This is a genomic window from Streptomyces sp. NBC_01426, from assembly GCF_036231985.1.
Classification (GTDB): Bacteria; Actinomycetota; Actinomycetes; order Streptomycetales; family Streptomycetaceae; genus Streptomyces.
In genome coordinates this window covers 5,903,354-5,927,780 of sequence record NZ_CP109500.1, presented here as the reverse complement: position 1 = coordinate 5,927,780, position 24,427 = coordinate 5,903,354, and the positions used below count along the sequence as shown (strand labels likewise).

Below are 24,427 nucleotides of genomic sequence, written 5' to 3'. Positions count from 1 at the left end.
CGAAGCAGCTCCGGAATGATGTTTCTTCGCTCGCATCTTCGGGACGGGGGGCGTGTGCCCGCATCAGTGCAGCCGTACTTCTTTCTCAGTTATGCGCATACACCGAGATTCGGGGCCGGGGGGCCCGACCCGGACATGTGGGTCGAGCGCCTCTTCCGTGATCTCTGCAGTCACGTCATGGCGCTGACCGATCTGCCCGCCGGGTCCGAGGCGGGTTTCATGGACCGGGAGATACGCAGTGGCGAGGGCTGGTCGGAGCGGCTGGGGACGGCACTCGCCACCTGCCGGGTCTTCGTCCCGCTGTTCTCGCCGCGCTACTTCGCCAGCGAGATGTGCGGGAAGGAGTGGTTCGCCTTCGCGCAGCGCGCCATCCAGCACGGAGCGGCGAGCAACCAGCCGGCCGAGGCCATCGTCCCCGCGTTGTGGGTACCGGTGCCGCCGTCCCAACTCCCGGGTCCCGCCGAGCGGTTGCAGTTCAACCACAACACCTTCGGCGAGCGCTACGTCACCGACGGGCTGTACGGGCTGATCAAACTGCGGGGGTACGCCGAGCAGTACGAGCGGGCCGTCTACGAACTCGCCAAGCGGATCGTCCGGGTCGCCGAGACCGTCCGCCTCGACCCCGTCCGCCCGGTGGACTACCGGGTCGTGCCCAGCGCCTTCGGCAGCTCCGACAATCCCACCCGCTCCCTGCACGTGACCGTCGCGGCCGCGTCCCGCCACGACCTTCCGGAGGGGCGCAGCCCCGAGTACTACGGGGACAGCGCGCTGGACTGGAACCCGTACCACCCGGCGTCCCAGCGGCCCGTCGCGCTGATCGCGGAGGACCTGGTCAGGAACCTCAACTACCAGACCACCATCGGTTCCTTCGACGACGAGGCGGGACACTTCGACAGCAAGCAGCCGCCCACCCGCCCGGAGATCCTGATCGTCGACCGCTGGGCGGTCGAGGACGAGCAGCGGCGCCGGCGACTCGCCGCCTTCGACCAGGAGTCCCGGCCGTGGATCAACGTGGTCGTGCCGTGGAACCGGTACGACCACCAGAGCCGGGCGAAGGAGAACGAGCTGGCGCACCGGCTGGAGGACACCATGCCCGTGAAGATGAGCCAGGGCCGGGCCGCGTGCCGGGCCGCCGCGAACGGCGTGGCCAACATGGAGACGCTCGGGCAGATCCTGCCGCAGGTCGTGGAGGCGGCCGCGCAGCAGTTCCTCAGACACGCCCAGGTCTATCCACCGGCCGGCAACACCCACACCGAACGCCCGCGGCTGATCGGGCCGATGGGGATGAACGGGCCGCCCGCGCCGCTGCCGCCACCCGCCCCCTTCCCGCCCGACAGCGAATCCCGGGGCGGCGAACACCGGGACGGCGAAGGCCACGACCACGAGCACGGGGACGGCGAGGACCGCAACGGCGAGCCGCGCGGCAGGGGCGCCGCCGACCACAACGAATCAGACCGGGGGGACGCGGATGACAGCGAGTCGTGACAGCCGTGAGGGACGCATCGTCACCTTCTACTCGTACAAGGGCGGTACCGGCCGCACGATGGCGCTCGCCAACACCGCCTGGATCCTCGCGGCCAACGGCAAGCGCGTGCTCGCCGTCGACTGGGACCTGGAGGCCCCGGGGCTGCACCGTTTCTTCCACCCCTTCCTGGACCCCTCCACCCTGGGGGCCACCACCGGGGTCATCGACCTGATCAGCGAGTACGCCTGGGCCGCCACCAGTCCGGTGCAGCGCGCCGACGACTGGCACAAGGACTATGCACGGATCCAGCCGCACGCCGTCTCGCTCACCCCGGAGACCCTGGGCTGGGAGTTCCCGGACGGCGGCACGCTCGACTTCGTCTCGGCGGGCCGACAGAACCGCGAGTACTCGGCGACCGTCTCCACCTTCGACTGGGACAACTTCTACGACCGGCTCGGCGGTGGTCTCTTCTTCGACGCCTTACGCGCCGACATGAAGAGGAACTACGACTACGTCCTGATCGACAGCCGGACCGGCCTGTCCGACATCGCGGACATCTGCACGGTGCACCTGCCGGACGTCCTGGTGGACTGCTTCACCCTCTCCGACCAGTCGATCGACGGCGCCGCCTCGGTGGCGCGCCAGATCGACGAGCGGTTCAACGACCGGGGCATCAAGATCTATCCGGTTCCGATGCGCATCGACGAGGGCGAGAAGGAGAAGGCCGACGCGGGCCGGGCCCTGGCGCGGATCAGGTTCGACCGCTTCCCCAACGGTCTCGTCGGGGACGAACTCACCTCGTACTGGGGCGCGGTGGAGATCCCGTACCGGCCCTATTACGCCTACGAGGAGACCCTGGCCACCTTCGGTGACGAGGCCGGTCTCACCAACTCCCTGCTCTCCGCGTTCGAGCGGTTGACGGCGGTGGTCACCGAGGGCGAGATCGTCTCGATGCCCGCCATCGCGGAGGACGTCCGGATGCGGATCCGGGACGCCTTCACCCGGCGGCGCCCGGCCCTGCCCGCCGACCTGTTCCTGTCCTACGTCGCCGAGAACCGCATGTGGGCCGACTGGATCGAGTCGGTGCTCACCCGGGCCGGGTTCCGGGTGGTGCCGCAGGACGTCTCCGCCGAACGCGCGCCGGTCGACGGGGGCGGAGCCGGGGACACCCTCGGCGGGGCCGGCATCAGCGTCGACAACGCGGCCCGGACCGTGGTGCTGCTCTCCAGCGCCTACCTCAAGTCCGCCCGGGCCGTGGACGTCTGGAACCGGGCGGCGGCGGAGGACCCGACCGGGGGCCGGCGCCAGCTGGTGCCGCTGCGCGTGGGCGACGTACGGCTGGCGACCCCGTACATCGACCGCAACCCGGTGGACCTGTTCCGCCTCGACGAGGTGCACGCCACCACGGCGCTGCTCCGCGCGGTGGAGCGGCCGATGGCCCTGCCGGACTCCGTCAACAGCACCACCCAGCCGGGGCCCCGGTTCCCGGGGACGGTCCCGAAGATCTGGAACGCGCCGCCCCGCAACCCCGGGTTCACCGGCCGCAGCATCGTGCTGGAGCGGATGCGCGACCAGCTCGGCGGGGGCATGGCCGTGGTGCTGCCGCAGCCGCAGACCCTGTACGGGCTCGGCGGCGTGGGCAAGACGCAGGTGGCGCTGGAGTACGTGCACCGGTTCATGGCCGACTACGACCTGGTCTGGTGGATCTCCTCGGAACAGACCGACGACGTGGTGGCGGCCCTCGCGGAGCTGGCCGTACGCCTGGGCGCGCAGACCGGCGAGGACATGTCGGCCGCTTCCCAGGAGGCGATCGACCTGCTGCGGCGCGGGGTGCCGACCTCGCGGTGGCTGTTGGTCTTCGACAACGCCGACGATCCCGAGACGCTGAAGCGGTTCTTCCCGCCGGGCGGCCCGGGGCACGTGCTGGTGACCTCGCGCAACCAGTCCTGGTCGCAGTACGGCGACGCGCTCCCGGTGGACGTGTTCCTGCGCGAGGAGTCCATCGAGCACCTCCAGCGCCGGGCCCCGGGACTCACCAAGGAGGACGCCGAGCAGGTGGCCGTGGCGGTGGGCGACCTGCCGTTGGCGGTCGAGCAGGCGGGCGCCTGGATCGCGGAGACGGCGACGCCGGTGTCCGCGTACCTGGAGCAGTTGGCGGAGCAGGCGGCCCGGGTGCTGGGGCTGAACCAGCCCCCCGGTTACCCGGAGCCGGTGGCCGCCACCTGGAACGTGTCCATCGAGCGGCTCCAGTCCCGCTCCCCCGCCGCCGTGCGGCTGCTCCAGCTCTGCGCGTTCTTCGCGCCCGAGCCGATCTCCGCGAACCTCCTCTACAGCAAGGAGATGATCAACGCGCTCAAGCCGTACGACTCCTCGCTCCAGGAGAAGCTGATGCTGGGCCGGGTGATCCGGGAGATCGGCCGGTTCGCGATGGCCAAGGTCGACCAGGTCGGCAACAGCATCCAGGTGCACCGGCTGGTCCAGGCAGTGATCCGGGCCCAGCTCTCGGAGGAGGAACAGCGCGAGGCCCGGCACGCGGTGCACCGGATCCTGGCGGGGGCCCGGCCGGACGACGACGAGCCGATAGACAATCCGGAGACCTGGCCGCGGTTCAACACCATCTGGCCGCACCTGACGCCCTCCGAGGCCCGCAACTGCAAGGAGCCGGAGACCCGCCGGCTGTTGATCGACCGGGTGCGCTACCTCTGGAAGCGCGGAGACTTCAAGGCCGCGTACCAACTCGGCGAGGAGCTGCGGGAGATCTGGAAGGACACCCTCGGCAACGACGACCTCCAGTACCTGTACCTGCGCTTCCACCTGTCCAACATCCTGCGCTCGCAGGGCCGGTTCGTGGAGGCGCAGGAGCTGGGCGAGGTCACGCTGGAGCGGCAGCGGACGGTGCTCGGCCCCTCCCACCCGCACACGTACATGACCACCAGTGGCCTGGCGATGGACCTGGGGGCGCTGGGCCGGTACGCGGAGGCGATGGAGCTGGCGACGGCCGCCCACGAGGGCTTCAGCCAGATATTCCACGAGGCGCACCCCCGCACCCTGGCCGCGGCCAACAACCTGGCGCTGAACCTGCGCATGGTCGGCCAGTACGCGCGGGCCCGGGAGATCGACCAGGAGGTCTTCGACCGGCGTACCGAGGTGCTGGGCACGGACCACCCGTACACGCTCTCGTCGGCCCAGAACCTGGCCCGTGACCTGCGCGAGGTGGGCCGGTACGACGACTCGGTGCAGCTCTTGGCGCGGACGTACGAGATCTACAAGCGGACGCTGGGCCGGGCCTTCCCGGGCACCCTGTCGGCCGCGAAGAACCTGGCGGTGTCGCTCCGCAGGGCGGGCGAGTTGGAGGACGCGCTGCGGCTGACGACGGCGACCCGCAACCGCTACCGGGCCAAGTACACCTCGGTCAACCCCGACCTGTTGGCCTGCGAACTCAACCTCGCCTCGGACCTGTTCGCGACGGGTGATCCGGGCGCGGCGCGGGACCTGGCGCAGGAGGTGGTGGACGAGTTCATGAAGGTGCCGGGCGAGCGGCACCCGTACACCCTCGCCGCGCTCAACAACCTCGCGGTGTTCCACTGGGGCACGGGGGCGGCGGACACGGCGGAGCCAATGCTGCGGCAGACGATCCGGCACATGCGCGAGGTGCTGGGCGACAACCACCCGCACACGATCTTCACCCATCTGAATCTGGCCAACGCCCGGGCGGACCTCGGTGATCCGGAGGGCGCGCTGGAACTGGAGCGGCTGTCGGTGATGCGGCTGCGCGAGGCGCTGGGAGTGCATCACCCCGAGACCCTGGCGAGCGCCTCCAACATGGCGGTCAGCCTGGACATGATGGGGCGCAAGGAGGAAGCCGCCCGGGTGCGGGCGGAGGCGGTGGCCGAACTGACGCGGCTGCTGGGCGAGGAGCACGGTCTGACCCGCTACGCCCGTGACGAGCGGCGGGTGCACCGCGACCTGGAGCCCCTCGCCGTGTGATCCGACGGAGGGCGGCCCCGCACGGGTCGCCCTCCACCCCGACAGCAGCCTGGGGGGTTCGCTGTGAGCGACAGCATGACCTTTCGAAACGAGGACCTGCCGGCCCTCTTCCACCACACCGATCAGGCGGCGATCTCCCGACAGCGGGAGTCCACCCAGGCCACGCGCGCCCAGCTGGTGCTGCTCGTCGTCGCCGCGGGGGCCGCCGCGCTGCCCGCGGGACCGGCCGTGGGTTCGCTCCGGCTGTTCGGGGCGATCAGCGCGCTGGCGTACGCCGGGGTACTGGGGGTGGGCATCCGGGCGACCCGGCGCCGGGCCCGTCCCCAGTGGCAGCTGAACCGGAGCGCGGCCGAGTTCATCAAGTCCCTGGCCTGGCGGTACGCCGTGCACGGGTCGCCGTTCGGCAGTGATGTCGCCGGGCCGGAGGCGACGTACCGGACCCGTTTGGAGAAGGGCCTGGACGAGCTGCGCAAGATGGGTTGGGAGGATCCCCGGGGCTCGGGCGCGGTGCCGGAGGGCGGGGAGATCACGGGGGCGATGCACCGGCTGCGCGGCATGGGCTATCACGTGCGCCGGGAGACGTACGTCCGGGACCGGCTGATCGAGCAGCGCAACTGGTACCAGCGCAAGACGGAGGTGTCGCGTCGGGCGACGGCGTTGTGGTCGTGGACCATCGTGCTGTTGACGTGCCTGGGCCTGTTGTTCGCCCTGTTGGGGGCCTTCGGTTCGGGTCCGGGGCCGCGGTTGACGGGACTGCTCAGCGCGGCGGCGGCGGCCGGCATCGCCTGGAACGAGGTGCGCCGGCACCATCCGCTGATCGAGGCGCACACCCTGATCGAGCAGGACCTGTCGGCGATGATGGTCGTGATGCAGACGACGATCACCGAGGCCCAGTGGCCTTCCTCGGTGTACGAGACGGAGCGCTACGTGTCTCCGCAGCACACGGACTGGCTGGCACGACACAGCAGTTGACGTCCGACGCGGGAGGGTGTGGCTCAGACCCGGGTCACGCCCTCGCGCCAGACGACGGTGACGGGTTTCCCGAGCGCCCGCGCGTAGGCGACGATCTCGCCGGTGCCGCCGTGCCCGCGGGCGGGCAGGCCGTCCCAGACGGCGACGAGCCGGTCGCAGGAGTCCGCGATGAAGGTGCCGGCCGCGTAGTAGGCCTCGTCCGTGGACCGTTCGAAGGCCATCCGGATCTCCTGCGCGGCCCGGTGCCTGAGCCGGCGGTAGTGGGCCAGGGACTCGGCTCCCTCGAAGGTCTCCTCGTAGTCGCCGCTGGGGATCACCACGGTGAGGTCCGCGCCGCATTCCAGCGCGATGTCGGCGAACAGCTGGTCCGCTCCCTCGGCGAGGCTGGAGAAGGCCTCCAGCGGTCCGTCGTGGCCGTCGAGGACGGCCCGCAGGCCGTCCCTCACGTGGTCGAGCACCTCGATGGGAATCGACCGGTGTCCGGTCACGCCGATACGTTTCATGCGGAAACCTCCCCCGTGGACGCCTGGACATCCTCCCAGAAGGCGGGAGGACGTCCAGGGGTCGAACGGGGGCGCGTGGGTCAGTAGACGCTGACGCCGTAGGCGTTCAGGGCTTCCACGACGGGCTGGAAGAAGGTCGTTCCACCGGAGGAGCAGTTGCCGCTGCCTCCGGAGGTGAGACCCACGGCACGGCTGCCGGAGTAGAGCGGGCCGCCGCTGTCGCCGGGCTCGGCGCAGACGTTGGTGCGGATCATGCCGTAGACGACGTCGCCGCCGCCGTAGTTGACGGTGGCGTTGAGGCCGGTCACGGAACCGCTGTGGATGCCGGTGGTGGAGCCGCGCCGGGTGACGGACATGCCGGTGGTGGCGTTGACGGCGCTGGTGATGTCCTGGCTGCCGACGGTGCCCGGCGGGATCGGGGTGCTGCTGTTGTACTTGATCAGGCCGTAGTCATTGGTCGGGAAGCTGGAGCCGACGGTGGGGCCGATGACGGTGGTGTGGGCGGAGTTGCTCCACCAGGTGCCGGCTCCGTCGGTGCAGTGGCCGGCGGTCAGGATGTAGTAGGTGCTGCCGCTGCGCACGTTGAAGCCGAGCGAACAGCGCCAGCTCGACGCGTAGATGGCGTCGCCGCCGGACAACAGTTTCGTCAGCTTGCCCGGGGTGCGCTCGATGCGCAGGGCGCCGGCGTCGGCGCCGGCCTCGCGGCGGATCCTGGCGATGTCGGCGGCCGACACCCTGGAGTCCGCGGTGACCACGAGGGTTCCGTTGGCGGGGTCGGTGTGCCAGGCCGTGCCCGCCACGTCGGCGCGCAGTACGGAGGCGCCTGCCGAGGCGAGGCGATCGGCGCTGAAGCCGCTGTCGGCGCTCGCCGTGGCGGGTGCGCCGAGCGCGGCGACGGCGGCCAGGCCGGTGGCCGCCGCGAGAAGCTTGATTCGGGTGATGCTCTGGATCCTCACTGACTCGTCCTCCCGGAGGGGATGGGGGGCCCGGCGGGGGTGGGGGTGCCGGAGCCCGGGAGAGAGGCGGTCGGGGGCACGACGGGCGCATGCCCGTTCGTCGTGCCCCTGACAAGCCTCGTGAGAGACGCTTTCGGGAGTGTCCTGGTGTCAGATTCCCGCGACAAGAGCGGCTTTCAGCCTCCGCTCACCCGCCGGCACCTCGAACGGCAGCGTGTTCCCGGGTGGCGGGAACGGACAGATGAAGTGGTCCGCGAAGGCGCAGGGCGGCAGCTGGGCCCGGTTGAAGTCCACGGTGATCGAGCCGTCCTCGCCGGGGGCGCCGGGCTTGAGGAAGCGGAACCGGTAGCTGGACACCCCGCCGGTGGCATCGCCGAAGACGGCCCACAGGCTCCCGTCCTCCTCGTCCACGGCCACCTGGAGGGCGTGTTCCACCCCGTCGCGGGTGAAGAGCAGCTCCCCTCCCAGGCCGAGCCCGCGGTCCCGCCCGTCGGCGTTCTCGACCTGGACCGTCCGGTCCCGGTCGTACGGTCGAAAGCGCCCCGGAAGGGCGAGTTCCGGGTCGTACGGGCCGACCTCGATGCCGGTGAAGTCCCGCCGGGCCCCGGAGGCCGGGTCGAAGACGCGCACCGCCCACTCCCCCTCCCGCCGGATCACCACGATCCGGAGGTCGCCCGCGGAGATCCGGGAGTGCGAGGGCGGCGCCTCGTCGGCCGCGAGCACGGCGTCGCCGGCGAAGGGGGCGCCGTCGAGGGTCAGCCCGTCCTCGGGGTCGGCGTGCAGGGCGACCCCCGCGTCGGTGGTGCGCCATTCCCCGGGAACGGCCGGAATTCGACCTTCCGGGTAGTCGGCGAGCCAGTGGGTACCGGTCAGCGCGAGCGGACCGTGCGGGGCGGACACGGTCGCCAGTCGATGCTCGTGCCAGCGCCGCCAGGCGGTCTCGGGGTCGGTGTCGTCGTCATGGTTCATGCCGCTCAACCTTTCCACGCCGGTCCGGACGGGAACCGCGGGGTACCCCGTCCGGACCTGGGAAATATCTGAGGGAGACTCAGCAGCCGTCGCACGGGCAGCAGCAGCACCCGTCGCCGCAGCTGTCGCAGCAGTCGCATCCATCGCAGCCGTCGCACCACGGGTCCCGCTTCTGCCGGGACCACGGCCCCTCGTGCTCCGTGCAGCAGAGTTGGCAGGTGCAGAAGAGCCCGACGGCCACCGCGCAGCCCGCGAGCAGCCCGCGGCGCGGTCGCTGCGGAGGCAACCCGCCGCCACCGCCGCCGCCCGGCCCGCCCGGCCCCATCGGCGGAGGAGTCCCGGGGCCCCCGGGGGCGTACGGGGCGCCCGGCGCGTACGGGTTCCCGGCGCCGTACGGGCTCCCCGCGCCCGGGGCGTCGTAGCCCTGCGGGGCCGGGCCGAAGCCCCCGCCGGAGTTCACGGCGGCGTGGTCGCCCGTGTGACCGCAGGCGGTCGTCCCGAAGGCCCGGTCGACGGAGGTGCGCAGCTCGTGCACCAGCAGCCGGTGGGCGAGACCGGCGTCCGCGAACTCCACCTCGCGCAGGGCCAGCCGGATGCCGCGCAGGGCGTCGTCACAGAGCCGGCGCGCCTCGGCGAGGGAGGTGCCGGTGGCGGTGAGCGGGTTCCAGGCGCCGGCCGCGGCGTCGGCCCGCTGGTCCTCCACGGCGTCCAGCAGGTGCGCGAGCCGGCCGAAGTACCGGCCCGCCTCGGCGAGCGGGGCGGTGTTGCCTGGCCGTCCCGCGAGGACCGCGGTATGTGCGAAGGCGGCCGCGGTCGCGGTCTCCGTCGGCTCGGTCACCACCAGCACGGATGTTCCGATCCCGGCCAGCACCTCGATGCCGCCCTGGCGGTCCACGGCGTCGACGAGCACGCCCGTGTCGAAGCCGAGCGACGCCCCGGTGCGGGCGCCGGCCCGGTCCCAGCCCCGGGCCACCTTGCGCGCGGCGGCGGCGATCGGCGCCCGGGCCAACAGCCCGTCCCGGTCGGCCACGTGGTCGCGCACCTTCGCGGACGCCAGCACGAGCGAAACGGCGGCCGCGAGACGCGCACCCTCGCCCTTGGCGACGGCGGCGGTGCGCATGCCGCGCAGCGGGCAGGGGCCGGCGGTGCGTCGCGCCCGCGGATCCGGACCGGACTGAGCCTCCGTCAGAACGGATACCAGCAGGCCGTCGTAGTTGGTCACGATCCTGGCGAACTGTCCGTGGTCACCGCGAAGTGCCAGGCAGAGACCGCAGAGATGAGCCATCCACTCGGTCTTGAAGCGCTCTCCCAGCCGGTGCGTGCAAGGTCTGACGATGCCGAACAATCTGCTTCCCCCGTGTGTCATGCGCGTGCTTACCGGGCATGGTACCGAGCCCTCCCGGTCACCCGTACGCACCAGCGCATCACCCGAAAGGAGGTGGCGGTCGTATTTTCACTCAGTCAGCAGCGGTAGGCCGTCGCGCACCTTAGTCGTGCAACGAATGTTCTGCACCAGTACCGTCACGAAAAGCCGGCGCGGCGGCTATCCACTTGGCGCGTTGTCAGCATCATGGACGACCATAGGGGCAGCGGAGAGAAGACAACTGACCGCGGTGAAAGGAGGCGTCCATGGGTTCGGTGCGCAAGGCGAGTGCCTGGTTGGGTCTCGTGGAAGACAACGACGACGAGCGGTACTACGACGACGACTACGCGGAGGCGGTGGAACGCCAGCAGGGCGGGTCCGTCTCGGGCCCCGGTGACCAGTGGGTCACCGACCCGCGCGTCAAGGTGGCCTCGGAGTCCGCGGTCGAGCAGGGTCGGCGGATCGCGACCGTGACGCCCGACGGCTTCCGTGACGCCCGCGGCATCGGCGAACTGTTCCGCGAGGGCGTCCCGGTCATCGTGAACCTGTCGTCGATGGACCCGGGCGACGCGAAGCGCGTGGTCGACTTCGCGGCCGGCCTGACCTTCGGACTGCGCGGATCGATCGAGCGGGTGGCGACCAGGGTCTTCCTCCTGACCCCGGCCGACACCCAGATCGTCAGCGGCGAGCCCGGCGGGCGCTCGCGCGACTTCTTCAACCAGAGCTGAGCAAGGCCCTCACCGGAAGGCGTCGAGCCCGGTGAGTGCCTTGCCCAGCACCAATTGGTGCATCTCGACGGTGCCCTCGTAGGTGAGGACCGATTCGAGGTTGGTGGCGTGCCGCATCACGGGATATTCCAGGGAGATCCCGTTCGCGCCGAGGATGGTCCGCGCGGTGCGGCAGATGTCGATGGCCTCGCGGACGTTGTTGAGTTTGCCGAAACTGATCTGCTCCGGCCGCAAGGTTCCCGCGTCCATGCGGCGACCCAGGTGGTGGGCGAGCAGGATGCCCTTGTGGAGTTCCAGTGCCATGTCCGCGAGCTTGGCCTGGGTGAGCTGGAAGCCTCCGATCGGCCTCCCGAACTGCTCCCGCGTCTTCGCGTAGTCGAGCGCGGACTCGAAGGAGGCGCGCGCCGCCCCCATGGAGCCCCAGACGATCCCGTACCGCGCGTGGCTGAGACAGCCCAGCGGCCCCTTGAGCCCGGTGACGCCCGGAAGCACCGCGTCCGCGGGCAGGCGTACGTCGTCCATCACCAGCTCGCTGGTCACCGAGGCGCGCAGGGACCACTTGTGCTTGATCTCCGGCGCGGAGAACCCGGCGCTGTCGGTGGGCACGGCGAACCCGCGGATGCCCTCGTCGGTCTGCGCCCACACCACGGCGACGGAGGCCACCGAGCCGTTGGTGATCCACATCTTGCGGCCGGTCAACACCCAGTCGGTGCCGTCGCGCTTGGCGTACGTGCGCATCGCGGCGGGGTCCGAACCGACGTCGGGTTCGGTCAGGCCGAAGCAGCCGATCAGCTCGCCGGCGGCCATGCCGGGCAGCCAGCGCTCCTTCTGCTCCTCGGAGCCGTACTTCCAGATCGCGTACATGGCCAGCGAGCCCTGTACGGAGACCAGCGAGCGGATGCCGGAGTCGGCGGCCTCCAGCTCCAGGCAGGCCAGGCCGTACTGCACGGCGGAGGCGCCCGCGCACCCGTATCCGGTCAGCGACATCCCGAGCGCGCCGATCGAGCCGAGTTCCCGGGCCAGCTCCCGGATCCCGGGCAGTTCGCCGTTCTCGTACCACTCGGCGATGTGCGGCAGCACCCGGTCGGCGGCCCAGTCCCGGACGGTGTCGCGGACCGCGAGGTCCTCGGGGCTGAGCAGCTCGTCGATCCCGAGCGGATCGGTGGGTACGAAGGACACGTGGCCTCCCGGCGGCCTGAGGGTGGAAACCTGGCGGTGTCAGTGTGTCCGCGACCCCGCCCCCGGTCCACCCCCCACCTGCGAGGGTCCCGGTCGGACGCGGGGTGTCAGGCCGAGCGGGCGGCCGGGTCGCACTCGGCGTGCGCCTGGCCGGGGATCCGTGCGGCGGGCTCGCCGGCGGGGGCCGCGGCGCTCGCCTGCGCGGGCAGCCGCAGCGGTTCGCCGGTGTCCGTGTCGGCGGCGCAGTCCATCGTGCGCGGCAGCTTCAGCGCCATCACCGCGCCGGCGAACAGCAGCCCGGCGCTGACCACCAGCGTCACGTGCAGGCCGTGGACGAACGAGTGCCGGGCGGCGGCGTGCAGCGCGGCCCCGGCGGGACCGCCGAGGTGCGCCGCGATCTGGTAGGCCTCGCCCAGCGAGTTGGCGGCGTCGGCGGAGTCGGCCGCCGAGACCCCGGGAACGTGCGCGAGACCCGGCGCGTAGGCCGCGTTCATGACGCTGCCGAGCAGCGCGATGCCCATGCCCGCGCCGAGCTGGTACGAGGTCTCGCCGATGGAGGCCGCGCCGCCGGCGGTGGCCGCCGGTGCCTCGCTCAGCATCGACTCGTAGGCGGCGAACAGCGTGGTCTGGAGGCCGAAGCCGAGCAGGATGAACCCGACGGTGAGCAGGACGGGCCGGTCCTGCTGTCCCATGAGCGTCAGCAGGAGCACCGCGCAGGCGGTGAGCAGGAAGCCCAGCGAGACCATCGTGCGCGGGCCGACCCGTTGCAGGGTGTACGAGCCGGTGGCGCCGGCGGCCATCGCGGCGAAGGTCAGCGGCAGCAGCCGCAGGCCGGTCTCCAGCGGGCTCAGGCGCAGCACCAGCTGGAGGTACTGGACGGCGATCAGCTCCAGGCCGACCAGGGCCAGCATGGCGAGCACGATGCAGCCGACGGAGGTGGTGAAGGCCGCGCGGGAGAACAGCCGCATGTCGATCAGCGGATGGGTGCGTCGTCGCTGGCGGCGCACGAAGAGGATCAGCAGCGCCACGCCGAGGAGCAGCGGGACCATCGCCTCGGGGTCGACGAGCTGCCGTTCGGCGCCGAGTCGCTTGACCCCGAGGACCGCCCCGAGCACGCCGCCGGCGGCCATCAGCGCGCCGAGCACGTCCCAGGGCCCCTCGGCGGAGCCCTTGGACTCGGGCAGCAGCCACCGGCCGAGCGGCAGGATCAGCGCCATCAGCGGAATGTTGATCAGGAAGACGGAGCCCCACCAGTAGTGCTGGACGAGGAATCCGCCGAGGACGGGGCCACTGGCCGCGCCGATGGCCGCGACGGCGGTCCAGATGCCGATGGCGAGGGCGCGCTCGCGGCGGTCGGGGAAGACCTGGCGCAGGATCGACAGGGTGGCCGGCATGATCATCGCCCCGCCGATGCCGAGCAGGGCGCGGGCGGCGATGAGGACCTGGGCGTTGTCGGCGAGGGCGGCGATCGCGGAGGCGATGCCGAAGAGCCCGTAGCCGAGGAGCAGGATGCGACGGCGGCCGACCCGGTCCCCGAGGGTGCCGAAGAGGATCAGCAGCGCGGCGCAGACCAGCGGGTAGGCGTCGACGATCCAGAGGAGCTCGATCGAGCCGGGGCGCAGGTCCTCGGTGACGGCGGGAACGGCGACGTGCAGGATCGTCGCGTCGAGCGCGACGAGCACGAGGCTGACGCAGAGGACGGCGAGGACGACCCAACGGTTCGCCCCGCCGGAGGCGGCGCTGATTCGCTGCCAGGGGGAAGGGTTCCGGTCGCCGGTCACGTTCGTCCCCGACATGCATGTACCTCCCAGGTGATCCCTCGCACTCGGCGGACCAGCGTCGTGTGGAGCCACGGGGGTGGGGCGGGGGTGCGGCGTCCTGCGGGGTCCGGCATCGACAAGCGAGTGAACGGTCAGCGTACGCGAGTTCGTTTGCCCCACACGTGGCCAAGCTCTCATCCCGACGGGGGCCTGCGTGTGGTGTGCGCCACTCGCTCCGACCCCCTCCCTTCCCTCGTGTACACGCCCGGTGACGGGCCGTGGTTCTGGTCCGGCGCCGGGTGGGCCGGCGTCGATAATCATGCCCGTGAAGGATCTTGGATTTCGTCGGGCCGCGCCCGCCCTGGCCGCGTTCGCGGCGGTCAGGCTGCTCGGGCTGAGCGTGCTCGCGCTGTGGGGGGCGGCGGTCGACAGCAGCCCGCACACACTGCTGTCGGCGCGCTGGGACTCCCTCTGGTACGCCCGGATCGCCGCCGAGGGCTACGGGTACGAGGTGCTCCTGCCGAACGGCGACGTCCACTCCAACCTGGCGTTCTTCCCCCTGCTGCCCTGGCTGGAGCGCCTGGTGGCGGCGGTGACCGGCTTCTCGTACGGCTCGGCCGGCCTGGTGGTCTCCGCCGTCGCGGGGCTCGCGGCGGCCTGGGGGATCTTCGCGGTCGCCGACTCCCTGTACGGCCGCCGGGTCGGGGTGCTGGCCGTCGCCGCCTGGGCGGCGTTGCCGGTCGCGATCGTGCAGTCCATGGCGTACAGCGAGTCGCTGTTCACCGCCCTCGCGGCCTGGTCCCTGTACGGGGTCCTGCGCGGCCGCTGGATCACGGCGGGCCTGCTCGCGGCGGCGGCCGGGCTGACCCGCCCGGTCGGCGCCGCTGTGGTCGCGGCGGTGTGGGTCGCGGCGGTACTGGCCCTGCGGCACGGGGAGCGGTCCTGGCGGATGGCGGTGGGGGCGCTGCTGGCCCCGCTCGGCGCGGCGGCGTACGTGCTGTGGGTCGGGGCGCGCACCGGCGACGGCCTGCTGGGCTACCTCGACGTGCAGGGCGGCTGGGGCAACGGGTTCGACGGGGGCTGGGCCTTCGCCCGGTTCATCGGGGCCCGACTGGCCTCGCCGGCGTTCGCGGCCGGGATCGGGCTCATCGCGGGGGTGGCGCTGGTGCTGTGGCTGTACCGGCTGTGCGTACGGCAACGCCAGCCCGCGGCCCTGCTCGTCTACTGCGGGATCGTGGTGGCGCTGGCGCTGTGCGCGTCCGGGTACTTCGGGTCCAAGCCCCGGCTGCTGCTCCCCGCCTTCCCGCTGATGCTGCCGGTGGCCGCGGCGCTGGCCCGGCTGCGGACGGGGCGGGCGGTCGCGGTGCTGGGCGCGGTGGCCTCGGTCTCCGCGGCGTACGGGGCCTTCTGGCTCAACGGGTCGGGGCCCCCGTGAGCCCGGCCGGGGCCGCGGTCACGGAAGGGATCATTCCGATCCATGCTTGAGTAAAGTAATTGACCTGCGGTGATAAACGACCGGTAAGTGGGTCGATAATCGCCCTGCGGGCGTTTCAATCGGCAGTGGAATAACGGGAATTAAGTACCGCGTGAGACCAAGTCCACATCACATGGTCATCACAAAGCCGGCGATTCGACCGGGCCGAGCTTCGACGCGCGGTAACGTCGATTGAGTGCGTACCGACCATATGCTGACCCGTCTCGAGCGGGTCTTCGCCCGGCTCGACCGGGAACCAGAGCGACCGGCTCATCTGCAAACTCCGCGGATGAGCCGGCACCGCGTCGTGCTCCTCGGTTCCACGCTCGCGTTCTATCTCGCGATCGTGGTCGCCGTGTTGACCACGTCCTGGCTCGTCCGGTTGGACTGGCAGATCATGTTCTTCCGGCCCTACGAGCAGTGGCCGCAGCTGCACGCCTTCCTCGACTACCTCGTCGTACTCGGTCAGCGCGGGCCCACCGCCGTCATGGTCGCGGCCTGGCTCGGCTGGCGCTCCTGGCGGCAGCACACCCTCCGCCCGCTGATCACCCTCGGCGTGGCGCTGCTCCTGTTGAACGTCACCGTCGGCGCCGTGAAGATCGGCCTCGGCCGGCTCGGCCCGCACTACGCGACCGAGATCGGCTCCGCCGAGCTCTTCGCGGGCGGCGATATATTTCCTTCCGGCCACACCGCCAACGCCGTCGTGACCTGGGGAATCCTGGCCTACCTGGCGTCCACCGTGGTCACCCGGCGGGTGCTGTCGGTGGTGTCCGCGGTCGTCTCGTTGAGCGTCGGCGCCACCACCGTGTACCTCGGCACCCACTGGGTGAGCGACGTACTGCTCGGCTGGACCGCCGGCCTGCTGATCCTGTTGGCGCTGCCCTGGTTCGAGCCGCTGGTCGCCCGGGCCGAGGCCTACGTCTTCGAGCTGCGCGAACTGCTGCGCCGCCGGCTGGAGGAGGGCCGGGTGTCCGAGCCGGTCGCCGCCGCGCTCACCCCGTTGCTCTCCGCGGGCGGCAAGTGGCAGCTCCGGCGGAACGTGGAGGCGGCGGCCGCTCCGGCCAACCCGCAGGCGCAGGCCGCCGGCCAGCCCGCCGCCAACGCCCCGACCGGCCACGGCCCGACGCCCAGGCCGGCCGCGCACCTGACCACCCGCCCGCACGTGATCCGGTCCGAGCGGACCCCGGTCACCCCGGCCGGCAGCCGCCGGCCGCCGCACACCGAGCGGACCACCGCCCGGGGGGCGCCGGCCCGGCCGATCGCGGGCGGCTGAGCCGCCCCCGACCACCGCGCGGAGCGGTACGCACGACCCTTCCGCGACATCGCCCCAGCACGGCGGGCCGGTTCATCGAACCGGCCCGCCGTTGTCGTTCACCTGCCCGGTCCGTCAGCATTGCGCCCTGAGGTTCCTCCGTACCGGGTCACGCTTGTGTCACGGATTGTCGACAGTCCTTTGCCCGGGCCCACTTACCCGGAAGTGGCCGACAAGAGGCCCGGAGTCATTCCTTTTCGACCCGCGACACGCCCGCCGTGAAGGCTGTTTCCCATTCCGTTCCAGGGCCACGGAATTCCAGCCGGAGGATTGCCGGAGAGCCGCCGAAGGAGTGGTACTGAACCCCCGTCAGCTTCCTTGCGGGTTCTTCACGGATCGGTCGAGAAGGTCACTCGGGGCCCGGATCCCCCGGTCGGCTCCACCGGCTCGACGACGTCGAACTCACACCCGAGATCATGAGGAGAATCACCAGGACGTCCAGGTTCACCGCGCCGCCGACAGGCGGCTCCGTCCGTCAGCAGCCCGGGACGGCGAGGTCGCCGGCCCGCTTCACCAGGGCGCAGACGGACGCGAGGGAGATCTTCCAGGCGCCGTCCTGGAGGACGGCGCTCCCCTTGGTCTCGGTCAGCACCGGGAATCCGCTGACGAGGAGGTCGTACGTGACCTCGGCCCCGGTCGGCGAGGTGAAGGTGACCCCGGTGACCTCGGACGACACGGCCGCGGCCCGGGGATGGTCCGCGACGGCGGCCAGCAGCGGTTTGAGCAGGTCGCCGTTCTGGAGGAGCCCGACCTTCCGGTCGGCGGAGACCGACGGGTCGAAGAACGCGGCCCAGTTCTCCTCGATCTGCTTCGTGGCCGCCGCCGGGTCCGCGGGGCCGTCCGCCCGGGTCGCCGTCGCGGGGGCCGAGGAGGCGCTCGCGGCGTCGTTCCCGGTCGCCGCGGCGGTGCAGGCGGTGGCGGGTGCCAGGAGCAGCGCCGCCGCCACCGCCCAGGCGACGCGGCGGGAGGGTCCGTGTCCGCTCATGCCTCCAGGGTCGGCGCGTTCGGGAGCGCCCGCAAGAAATGGCCCCGGAACCGGTCGGCGAGGGCCCCGGCGCCGGTCAGCGGGGCCGGGGCGCCGGTCAGCGGGGCCCCGCCCGGCGCGGGGGCGCCGATCGCGGGAGCCGCCCCGGCGGGCGGGGCCGTCGGCTTGGCCGCGGGGCCGGGCCGCGCGGGGAGCGGCGCCGTGTGCGTCGGCTGCGGGGCCGGGAGGGTCAGCCGCGTGCCGACCACCAGTGCCTCCGGCGTCGGACCGATCAGGGCCCGGTTCGCCTCGTACAGCGCCCGCCAGCCGCCCCGCACCCGGTGCTCGCGTGCGATCGAGTACAGCGACTCCCCCACCCGCACCACGTGCGTGCGTCCGCTCAGCCCGTACCGCTTCGAGCACACCGGCCAGGCCTCCCAGCCCTGGGTGCCGAGCACCTCCTCGGCGACCCGGATCTGCTGCTCCCTGGTCGCCAGGTCCGCCCTCGGCGCGAAGAGCAGCCCTCCGTGTTCCTCCCAGGTCGGCTGCCGGAACTGGAGCCCGCCGTAGAACCCGTTGCCCGTGTTGACCGCCCAACGCCCGCTGCTCTCGCAGTCGGCCACGCAGTCCCAGGGCCACTCGCCGCCCGGCCCGCAGTCCCCCGGACCGGTGCCCACCACGCCGGGGGAACCGGGGTGCGCCGCGCCCGCGGGGCCGGGGGCCGGGGGCGGTGGAGCCGCGGCGGCGTGGATCGGGCGGGCGAACACCAGCGCGGCGGCAACCGCGGTCGCGGAGGCGACCCACCGGATCCGGAGGTTGGGCATCGGGTCACGCTACGCGGCCCACCGCCGACCTCCCGGACCGCCGCGCGACCGCCCCGGCGCCCACCCGGACGGCCGACTGCCGGCCTCCCGCGAACCGGCCGGCAGCGACCGGCAACTGAGCACAAACAGAAAAGAGTTGGCACGAAAACAAAGCCCCCGTCGAGCCGTTCACCCTCCCGGGTGGCCGGTTCGATTCCGTTCCCTCAAACGGCGTGACCGACCCCGCCGCTCCTGCGTTGTGCCCGGCGAGCCGGGACCCCCCGGCCCCCGCTCGCCTAGTCCGAGGAGCCACTCCGTGCCGCGCATGCTCGACGTCAGTGATGAGGTACGTGCCGAGATCGGTGACGAAGAAGCCGACAGGCTGCTCGTCGGCGACGACGCGCCGGGCAGTTACGACTGCACTTCCTGCCGCACCCCCGGCAACCCCGAGAGCGACCCCACCAGCACCGTGCTGTTCGTCGGCGAGGAGACGGCGGTCCTCGCCTTCGCCCACGCCACCTGCATCCCCTCCCAGGTGGTCTCCGTGCCCGAGGCCCAGCTCCAGGGCGCCGTCGCCAGCATCACCGGCGACAGCCCGGCGGCCGCCCCCTCCCCGGTCGCCCCCGGCGGCGCGCCCCAGTCCGTGCCCGGCGGTCAGGCCGTCCTCGGCATCACCAGCGGCCTGGTCCTGATCGACAACGAGCTGCACCCCGCGCTGGTCGTCGAGCCGACCGCCCCGATCGCCCGTCCCGGCACCACCGGCCCCGGCGACGACTTCCTTCCGCTCCTCATCGAGCAGGGCTTCATCCCGGTCACCGACACCAAGCAGCTCCCCTCGCCGCTGGCCGGCTGGTCGGTCCTCCTCGCAGCCGGGCAGCTGCACGCCGTGCTCCAGCCCGGTCCGGCCGGCGGCAGCCCGATCCACTGGTGGCAGGCGCACCAGGCGCTGTCCGTGACCGACGGCTGGCGAGCCGCCGTCAACAAGACCCAGCGCGTGCTCATCTACGCGGCTCCGGTCGGCTCCATCGGCCAGCAGCCCCGCGAGGACCTGCTCCGCGACGCCCTCGACAAGGCCGCCGCCAACGGGCAGCTGGTGGCCGCCTCGATGCCCCTGGCCGGTACCCCGGGCGCCTGATCCCCGCGCCCTTCCCGCTCGTCCCTCACTCCCCGCCGAAACGGTCGCCCTCCCCCGCCGAAGGGGCCGGACCGCATGCGCCGGGGGTGCGCGGTCCGTCCCGCGCACCCCCGGCGATCTGCGTTTTCTCCCCGTTCACCCCGCATCCGCAGAGCCCCGGGTTCGTTGGCTGATACGTGCATTCACACGACGTCTCCCGCGCCCCGTCCCATTCGAGCACCGTCCCCCCGATGCGCCCCTCCCGGGATCGGGACATCGCCCCGATCGCCTCGCACACCCCGATCTACGACACGTTGTACTCGGAGTATCTGCGCGCCTTCCGGACCCTGCCGGGTGACCGTACGGGCGAGGAGGACCTCGGCTTCACGGCCTTCTCTTACGGGGGCGCCCACGGCGGGTCCGGGGCGGGAGGCGGCTCGTACGCGGCCGCCTGGAGCACGCCCTCCTGGCAGCAGGTGGAGGCCTGGCAGCCCGCCCCGTACGTCCCGGCCCCGCTGCCCTCGTACGCCCACTCCACGGGCTCCGGCCAGGGATACGCCAACGGGCGGCAGCACCAGACCGGGATGCAACACGTCCCGGCGGCCCTGCCGCCCGCTCCGCGCCGGGGCTACTGACCCCGGCGGCAGTCGGCGCGTACGCCTACTTCTTCTTGTACTGCGCGCCGCGCTTCTCGCGCACCCGCACCGAGATGTGGATGGGGGTGCCGGCGAAACCGAACTCCTCGCGCAACCGGCGCTCGATGAAGCGGCGGTAGCCGTGCTCCAGGAAGCCGGAGGCGAAGAGGACGAAGCGCGGCGGCTTGCTTCCCGCCTGGGTCCCGAACAGGATGCGGGGCTGCTTGCCGCCGCGGATCGGGTGCGGGTGGGCGGCGACGACCTCGCCGAGGAACGCGTTCAGTCGACCGGTGGGGACGCGCGTCTCCCAGCCTGCCAGCGCGGTCTCGATCGCCGGGACCAGCTTCTCCATGTGGCGGCCGGTGAGGGCCGAGACGTTGACGCGGGGCGCCCAGGCGACCTGCTGCATCTCGGTCTCGATCTCGCGTTCGAGGTAGTAGCGGCGCTCCTCGTCGAGCTCGTCCCACTTGTTGTACGCGATCACGACCGCGCGGCCCGCCTCGACGGCCATGGTGATGATGCGCTGGTCCTGGACGCTGATGGTCTCGGTCGAGTCGATCAGGATGACCGCGACCTCCGCCTTCTCCACGGCGGCGGCCGTGCGCAGCGAGGCGTAGTAGTCGGCGCCCTGCTGGAGGTGGACCTTCTTGCGGATGCCCGCGGTGTCCACGAACTTCCAGGTGACCCCGCCGAGTTGGATCAGCTCGTCGACCGGGTCGCGGGTGGTGCCGGCCAGTTCGTTGACGACGACGCGGTCCTCCTTCGCGACCTTGTTCAGGAGCGAGGACTTGCCGACGTTGGGGCGGCCGATCAGCGCGATGCGGCGGGGGCCGCCGATGGCGGTGCCGAAGGTCTGCGAGGGGGCCTCGGGGAGGGCCTCCAGGACGGCGTCGAGCATGTCGCCCGTGCCGCGGCCGTGCAGGGAGGAGACCGGGTGCGGCAGGCCGAGGCCCAGCGACCACAGGGACGCCGCGTCGGACTCGCCGCTCTGGCCGTCGACCTTGTTGGCGCAGAGCACGACGGGCTTGCCGGCCCGGCGCAGCAGCCTGACGACGGCCTCGTCGGTGTCGGTGGCGCCGACCTTGGCGTCCACGACGAAGACGACCGCGTCGGCGCTCTCGATGGCGTACTCGGCCTGGGCGGCGACGGCGGCGTCGATGCCGAGGACGTCCTGTTCCCAGCCGCCGGTGTCGACGACCTTGAAGCGGCGGCCGGCCCATTCGGCCTCGTAGGTGACGCGGTCGCGGGTGACGCCCGGCTTGTCTTCGACGACGGCCTCGCGGCGGCCGATGATGCGGTTCACCAGGGTCGACTTGCCGACGTTCGGCCGGCCGACGACGGCGAGGACGGGCAGCGGGCCGTGGCCCGCCTCCTCCAGGGCGCCTTCGACGTCCTCGACGTCGAAGCCTTCTTCCGCGGCGAGCTCCATGAACTCCGCGTACTCGGCGTCGCCAAGTGCTCCGTGGTCGTGCTGGTCGTTCATGAAGTCCGTTCCTCGTCGTTCGTGGTGATCGGTGGTACCCGCGCGGCGCGGTTCCACTACTGGGTCAAGTCTCGCTCAGCGCCCGGTGAGGCGCTTGGCGTCGGCCAGGTGGGCGGTCAGCCGGTCCTGGATGCGTACGGTGGCCTCGTCCAAGGCGGTGCGGGTGCGACGGCCCGTGCCGTCCCCGGCGTCGAAGGCGGAGCCGAAGACCACGTCGACCCGGCTCTTGAGGGCCGGCAGGCCCTTCACGAGCCGGCCGCGGCTCTCGGTGCTGCCGAGCACGGCGACGGGCACGACGGGGGCGCCGCTGCGCACCGCGAAGTACGCGAGGCCGGCGCGGAGCGAGGCGAAGTCGCCCTCGCCCCGGGTGCCCTCGGGGAAGATCCCCAGGGCGCCGCCGTTGTCGAGCACGTCGAGGGCGCGGGCGATGGCGGTGCGGTCGGCGCCGGTGCGGTCGACCTTCACCTGCCCGATGCCGTCGAGGAACGGGCCGAGGGGACCCACGTACGCTTCCTTCTTGATCAGGAAGTGCAGCGGTCGCGGCGCGGTCCCCATCACCATGGGCCCGTCTATGTTGTGGGAGTGGTTCACGGCGAGGATGACGGGGCCCTTCGCGGGCACCTTCCAGGCTCCCAGTACGCGCGGCTTCCACAGCCCGTACATCAGCCCGATGCCGATCCTCCGGCCGACCGCCGCACCCTTGAGGGAGGGCGTTCCGCTCACTGGCGACCCGCCCGCTTCCCGGCGTCCTCGGCCGCGCTCTGCCGCTCCGCGACCAGCGTCACCACGCATTCGATGACCTGGTCGAGCGTGAGCTCGGTGGTGTCCACCTCGACCGCGTCGTCGGCCTTGGCCAGCGGGGACGTCTTGCGACCGGAGTCGGCGGCGTCCCGCTTGATCAGGGCTTCCTTGGTGGCCGCGAGGTCCACGGCCTCCTTGCCGCGCAGTTCGCCGCTGCGGCGGGCGGCGCGGGCCTCGGCCGAGGCGGTCAGGAAGACCTTGAGGTCGGCGTCGGGCAGGACCGTGGTGCCGATGTCGCGGCCCTCCACGACGATGCCCTCGGCGCTCTCGGCGGCCTCGGCCGCGATCGAGCGCTGGAGTCGGGTGATCAGGGCGCGCACCTCGGGGACGGCGCTGACGGCGCTGACCTTGGAGGTGACGTCCCGGGTGCGGATGGGGCCGGAGGCGTCCAGTCCGTCGACGGTGATGGTGGGCGCGGACGGGTCCGTGCCGGACACGATGGCGGGCTTGTCCGCGGCGAGGGCGATGGCCTGCGGGTCGTCGATGTCGACGCCGTTGGTGATCATCCACCAGGTGATGGCCCGGTACTGGGCACCGGTGTCCAGGTAGCGCAGCCCGAGCTTGGCGGCCACGGCCTTGGAGGTGCTGGACTTGCCCGTGCCGGAGGGACCGTCGATGGCGACGATCACGGCGGACGGAGCTGCGGATTCCACGGTGCGGGCACCTTCCTGGTTGCGCGTACGTGTCCGGGCGCGCCAATAGCGCCCCTCCCCAGGTTACCGGGCCCTGGCCGCTCCCCGTCCCGCCCGGGAGGGACGGGCCCGCGTCGACGCCCGGGAAGGGCGGTGACCGGCGGGAATACGAGGCCGCGGCCGGGTACCCCGGCGGTACCGGCCGCGGCTCGGGGGGTTACTGCTGGCGCAGCGCCCAGCCGCGCTCGCGCAGTTCGGCCTCCAGGGGCGCCACCGCGCGGGGCTCCACCATCAGCTGTACGAGACCGGCCTGCTGTCCCGTCGCGTGCTCGATCCGCACGTCCTCGATGTTCACGCCGGCCCGGCCGGCGTCGGCGAAGATCCGTGCCAGTTCGCCCGGCTTGTCGCTGATGAACACCCCGACCGTCTCGTACGCCATCGGCGCCGCGCCGTGCTTGCCCGGGACCCGGACCCGGCCCGCGTTGCCCCGCCTCAGCACGTCCTCGATCCCGGCGGCCCCGCCCCGGCGCTTGGCCTCGTCCGCCGACTGGAGCCCGCGCAGGGCCTCCACCGTCTCCTCCAGGTCGGCGGCGATCCCGGCCAGGACGTCGGCGACCGGTCCCGGGTTCGCGGAGAGGATCTCCACCCACATCCGCGGGTCCGACGCCGCGATCCGCGTGACGTCCCGGATGCCCTGCCCGCACAGTCGGACGGCCGTCTCGTCGGCCTCCTCCAGTCGGGCCGCCACCATGCTCGACACCAGTTGGGGGGTGTGCGAGACGAGGGCCACCGCGCGGTCGTGGGCGTCCGCGTCCATCACCACCGGGACGGCCCGGCACAGCGCCACCAGTTCCAGCGCGAGGTTCAGCACCTCGTGGTCGGTGTCCCGGGTCGGCGTCAGCACCCACGGGCGGCCCTCGAACAGGTCGGCGGTCGCGGCGAGCGGCCCGGACCGCTCCTTGCCGGCCATCGGGTGCGTGCCGATGTAGGTGCTCGCGTCCACGCCCATGGCCGTGAGTTCCCGGCGCGGGCCGCCCTTGACGCTGGCCACGTCCACGTAGGCGCGGGCCAGGTCCCGGCCGATCGCGTCGGCCAGCGCCGTCGCGACGTGGGCGGGCGGGACGGCCACGATCGCCAGGTCCACCTTGTGCTCGGGGGCCTCGTCCGTGCCGGCGCCCAGGGCGGCGGCCGTACGCGCCTGCGCCGGGTCGTGGTCGACGAGGTGCACGGTGATGCCGCGGGCGGTCAGGGCGAGCGCCGCGGAGGTGCCGATCAGTCCGGTTCCGATGACGACGGCGGTTCTCACGAGCTGCTCCAGGATGATCGC

Annotated in this window: 20 protein-coding genes; 8 read left to right on the top strand and 12 right to left on the bottom strand. The window is 72.3% G+C overall.

The window, feature by feature from the left end; translation table 11 throughout:
- Positions 1–18 precede the first annotated feature (18 nt).
- The 3 genes from OG906_RS26350 to OG906_RS26340 all read left to right on the top strand — a co-directional run bounded on the left by OG906_RS26350 (position 19) and on the right by OG906_RS26340 (position 6,424).
- Positions 19–1,485 carry a TIR-like protein FxsC gene (locus OG906_RS26350; protein WP_329448143.1) on the top strand — a complete coding sequence of 489 codons (1,467 nt, stop codon included), beginning with the start codon at positions 19–21 and terminating at the stop codon, positions 1,483–1,485.
- Positions 1,469–5,452 carry an FxSxx-COOH system tetratricopeptide repeat protein gene (fxsT, locus tag OG906_RS26345; protein WP_329446280.1) on the top strand — a complete coding sequence of 1,328 codons (3,984 nt, stop codon included), beginning with the start codon at positions 1,469–1,471 and terminating at the stop codon, positions 5,450–5,452. The genes OG906_RS26350 and fxsT overlap by 17 nt, the downstream gene beginning before the upstream one ends.
- A 75-nt stretch (positions 5,453–5,527) precedes the next feature.
- Positions 5,528–6,424, top strand: a complete 897-nt coding sequence (locus OG906_RS26340; RefSeq protein ID WP_329446278.1) for a DUF4231 domain-containing protein — start codon at positions 5,528–5,530, stop codon at positions 6,422–6,424.
- Between the two features lie 23 nt (positions 6,425–6,447).
- On the opposite strand, the gene OG906_RS26335 is transcribed toward OG906_RS26340, so the two are convergent.
- The 4 genes from OG906_RS26335 to OG906_RS26320 all read right to left on the bottom strand — a co-directional run bounded on the left by OG906_RS26335 (position 6,448) and on the right by OG906_RS26320 (position 10,197).
- Positions 6,448–6,927 carry a hypothetical protein gene (locus OG906_RS26335; protein WP_329446276.1) on the bottom strand — a complete coding sequence of 160 codons (480 nt, stop codon included), beginning with the start codon at positions 6,925–6,927 and terminating at the stop codon, positions 6,448–6,450.
- An 80-nt stretch (positions 6,928–7,007) separates the two neighbouring features.
- Positions 7,008–7,883 carry a S1 family peptidase gene (locus tag OG906_RS26330; protein ID WP_329446274.1) on the bottom strand — a complete coding sequence of 292 codons (876 nt, stop codon included), beginning with the start codon at positions 7,881–7,883 and terminating at the stop codon, positions 7,008–7,010.
- 150 nt (positions 7,884–8,033) lie between these two features.
- Positions 8,034–8,852, bottom strand: a complete 819-nt coding sequence (locus OG906_RS26325; RefSeq protein WP_329446272.1) for a DUF1684 domain-containing protein — start codon at positions 8,850–8,852, stop codon at positions 8,034–8,036.
- A 79-nt stretch (positions 8,853–8,931) separates the two neighbouring features.
- Positions 8,932–10,197 (bottom strand): DUF5685 family protein, encoded by a 1,266-nt coding sequence (locus OG906_RS26320; RefSeq protein WP_329446270.1) that lies wholly within the window; start codon positions 10,195–10,197, stop codon positions 8,932–8,934.
- Between the two features lie 284 nt (positions 10,198–10,481).
- Between OG906_RS26320 and OG906_RS26315 the strand changes: the two genes are divergently transcribed.
- Positions 10,482–10,943: a cell division protein SepF gene (locus OG906_RS26315; protein WP_053679229.1), complete on the top strand. Its 462-nt coding sequence runs from the start codon at positions 10,482–10,484 to the stop codon at positions 10,941–10,943.
- Between the two features lie 9 nt (positions 10,944–10,952).
- On the opposite strand, the gene OG906_RS26310 is transcribed toward OG906_RS26315, so the two are convergent.
- Entirely contained in the window at positions 10,953–12,122 is a 1,170-nt protein-coding gene (locus OG906_RS26310; RefSeq protein ID WP_267800354.1) for an acyl-CoA dehydrogenase family protein, read from the bottom strand.
- A gap of 107 nt (positions 12,123–12,229) precedes the next feature.
- The gene (locus OG906_RS26305) at positions 12,230–13,918 is read right to left on the bottom strand and encodes an MFS transporter (RefSeq protein ID WP_329446266.1); all 1,689 of its coding nucleotides are present in this window, start codon (positions 13,916–13,918) and stop codon (positions 12,230–12,232) included.
- A 283-nt stretch (positions 13,919–14,201) separates the two neighbouring features.
- Between OG906_RS26305 and OG906_RS26300 the strand changes: the two genes are divergently transcribed.
- Both OG906_RS26300 and OG906_RS26295 read left to right on the top strand, forming a co-directional pair.
- The gene (locus OG906_RS26300) at positions 14,202–15,317 is read left to right on the top strand and encodes a glycosyltransferase family 39 protein (RefSeq protein ID WP_329446264.1); all 1,116 of its coding nucleotides are present in this window, start codon (positions 14,202–14,204) and stop codon (positions 15,315–15,317) included.
- 235 nt (positions 15,318–15,552) lie between these two features.
- Entirely contained in the window at positions 15,553–16,629 is a 1,077-nt protein-coding gene (locus OG906_RS26295; protein WP_329446262.1) for a phosphatase PAP2 family protein, read from the top strand.
- Positions 16,630–17,143: 514 nt separating this feature from the next.
- Here the strand turns inward: OG906_RS26295 and OG906_RS26290 are convergent.
- Positions 17,144–17,653 carry a hypothetical protein gene (locus tag OG906_RS26290; protein ID WP_329446260.1) on the bottom strand — a complete coding sequence of 170 codons (510 nt, stop codon included), beginning with the start codon at positions 17,651–17,653 and terminating at the stop codon, positions 17,144–17,146.
- Complete coding sequence (locus OG906_RS26285) at positions 17,650–18,456, bottom strand: LysM peptidoglycan-binding domain-containing protein (RefSeq protein WP_443067418.1); 807 nt, start codon at positions 18,454–18,456, stop codon at positions 17,650–17,652. Before OG906_RS26285 ends, OG906_RS26290 begins: the two co-directional genes overlap by 4 nt.
- 295 nt (positions 18,457–18,751) lie before the next feature.
- Between OG906_RS26285 and OG906_RS26280 the strand changes: the two genes are divergently transcribed.
- Together OG906_RS26280 and OG906_RS26275 are read left to right on the top strand one after the other, a co-directional pair.
- Positions 18,752–19,570: a hypothetical protein gene (locus OG906_RS26280; protein WP_267800360.1), complete on the top strand. Its 819-nt coding sequence runs from the start codon at positions 18,752–18,754 to the stop codon at positions 19,568–19,570.
- Between the two features lie 230 nt (positions 19,571–19,800).
- Positions 19,801–20,184 (top strand): hypothetical protein, encoded by a 384-nt coding sequence (locus OG906_RS26275; RefSeq protein ID WP_329446258.1) that lies wholly within the window; start codon positions 19,801–19,803, stop codon positions 20,182–20,184.
- Positions 20,185–20,209: 25 nt separating this feature from the next.
- Here OG906_RS26275 and der read toward each other — a convergent pair whose 3' ends face one another.
- The 4 genes from der to OG906_RS26255 form a co-directional block, all read right to left on the bottom strand.
- Positions 20,210–21,667 (bottom strand): ribosome biogenesis GTPase Der, encoded by a 1,458-nt coding sequence (gene der / locus OG906_RS26270; protein WP_329446256.1) that lies wholly within the window; start codon positions 21,665–21,667, stop codon positions 20,210–20,212.
- Positions 21,668–21,742: 75 nt separating this feature from the next.
- Positions 21,743–22,330: a lysophospholipid acyltransferase family protein gene (locus OG906_RS26265; RefSeq protein WP_329448142.1), complete on the bottom strand. Its 588-nt coding sequence runs from the start codon at positions 22,328–22,330 to the stop codon at positions 21,743–21,745.
- Positions 22,331–22,386: 56 nt separating this feature from the next.
- On the bottom strand, positions 22,387–23,121 hold the full coding sequence (gene cmk, locus OG906_RS26260) for a (d)CMP kinase (RefSeq protein WP_329446254.1): 735 nt from the start codon (positions 23,119–23,121) through the stop codon (positions 22,387–22,389).
- Positions 23,122–23,317: 196 nt separating this feature from the next.
- A complete protein-coding gene (locus OG906_RS26255; RefSeq protein WP_267800364.1) occupies positions 23,318–24,406 on the bottom strand; it encodes a prephenate dehydrogenase in 1,089 nt (362 codons plus the stop codon).
- Between the last annotated feature and the right edge of the window lie 21 nt (positions 24,407–24,427).

What these genes read in the sequence shown, in the direction of transcription:
- OG906_RS26325 (WP_329446272.1), bottom strand. Translation starts at nt 8,852, where the DNA reads ATGAACCATGACGACGACACCGACCCCGAGACCGCCTGGCGGCGCTGG.
- OG906_RS26305 (WP_329446266.1), bottom strand. Translation starts at nt 13,918, where the DNA reads ATGTCGGGGACGAACGTGACCGGCGACCGGAACCCTTCCCCCTGGCAG.
- OG906_RS26285 (WP_443067418.1), bottom strand. Translation starts at nt 18,456, where the DNA reads ATGCCCAACCTCCGGATCCGGTGGGTCGCCTCCGCGACCGCGGTTGCC.
- OG906_RS26315 (WP_053679229.1), top strand. Translation starts at nt 10,482, where the DNA reads ATGGGTTCGGTGCGCAAGGCGAGTGCCTGGTTGGGTCTCGTGGAAGAC.
- OG906_RS26350 (WP_329448143.1), top strand. Translation starts at nt 19, where the DNA reads ATGTTTCTTCGCTCGCATCTTCGGGACGGGGGGCGTGTGCCCGCATCA.
- OG906_RS26300 (WP_329446264.1), top strand. Translation starts at nt 14,202, where the DNA reads ATGCCCGTGAAGGATCTTGGATTTCGTCGGGCCGCGCCCGCCCTGGCC.
- OG906_RS26275 (WP_329446258.1), top strand. Translation starts at nt 19,801, where the DNA reads ATGCGCCCCTCCCGGGATCGGGACATCGCCCCGATCGCCTCGCACACC.
- der (WP_329446256.1), bottom strand. Translation starts at nt 21,667, where the DNA reads ATGAACGACCAGCACGACCACGGAGCACTTGGCGACGCCGAGTACGCG.
- OG906_RS26265 (WP_329448142.1), bottom strand. Translation starts at nt 22,330, where the DNA reads ATGTACGGGCTGTGGAAGCCGCGCGTACTGGGAGCCTGGAAGGTGCCC.
- OG906_RS26340 (WP_329446278.1), top strand. Translation starts at nt 5,528, where the DNA reads ATGACCTTTCGAAACGAGGACCTGCCGGCCCTCTTCCACCACACCGAT.
- OG906_RS26335 (WP_329446276.1), bottom strand. Translation starts at nt 6,927, where the DNA reads ATGAAACGTATCGGCGTGACCGGACACCGGTCGATTCCCATCGAGGTG.
- fxsT (WP_329446280.1), top strand. Translation starts at nt 1,469, where the DNA reads ATGACAGCGAGTCGTGACAGCCGTGAGGGACGCATCGTCACCTTCTAC.
- OG906_RS26290 (WP_329446260.1), bottom strand. Translation starts at nt 17,653, where the DNA reads ATGAGCGGACACGGACCCTCCCGCCGCGTCGCCTGGGCGGTGGCGGCG.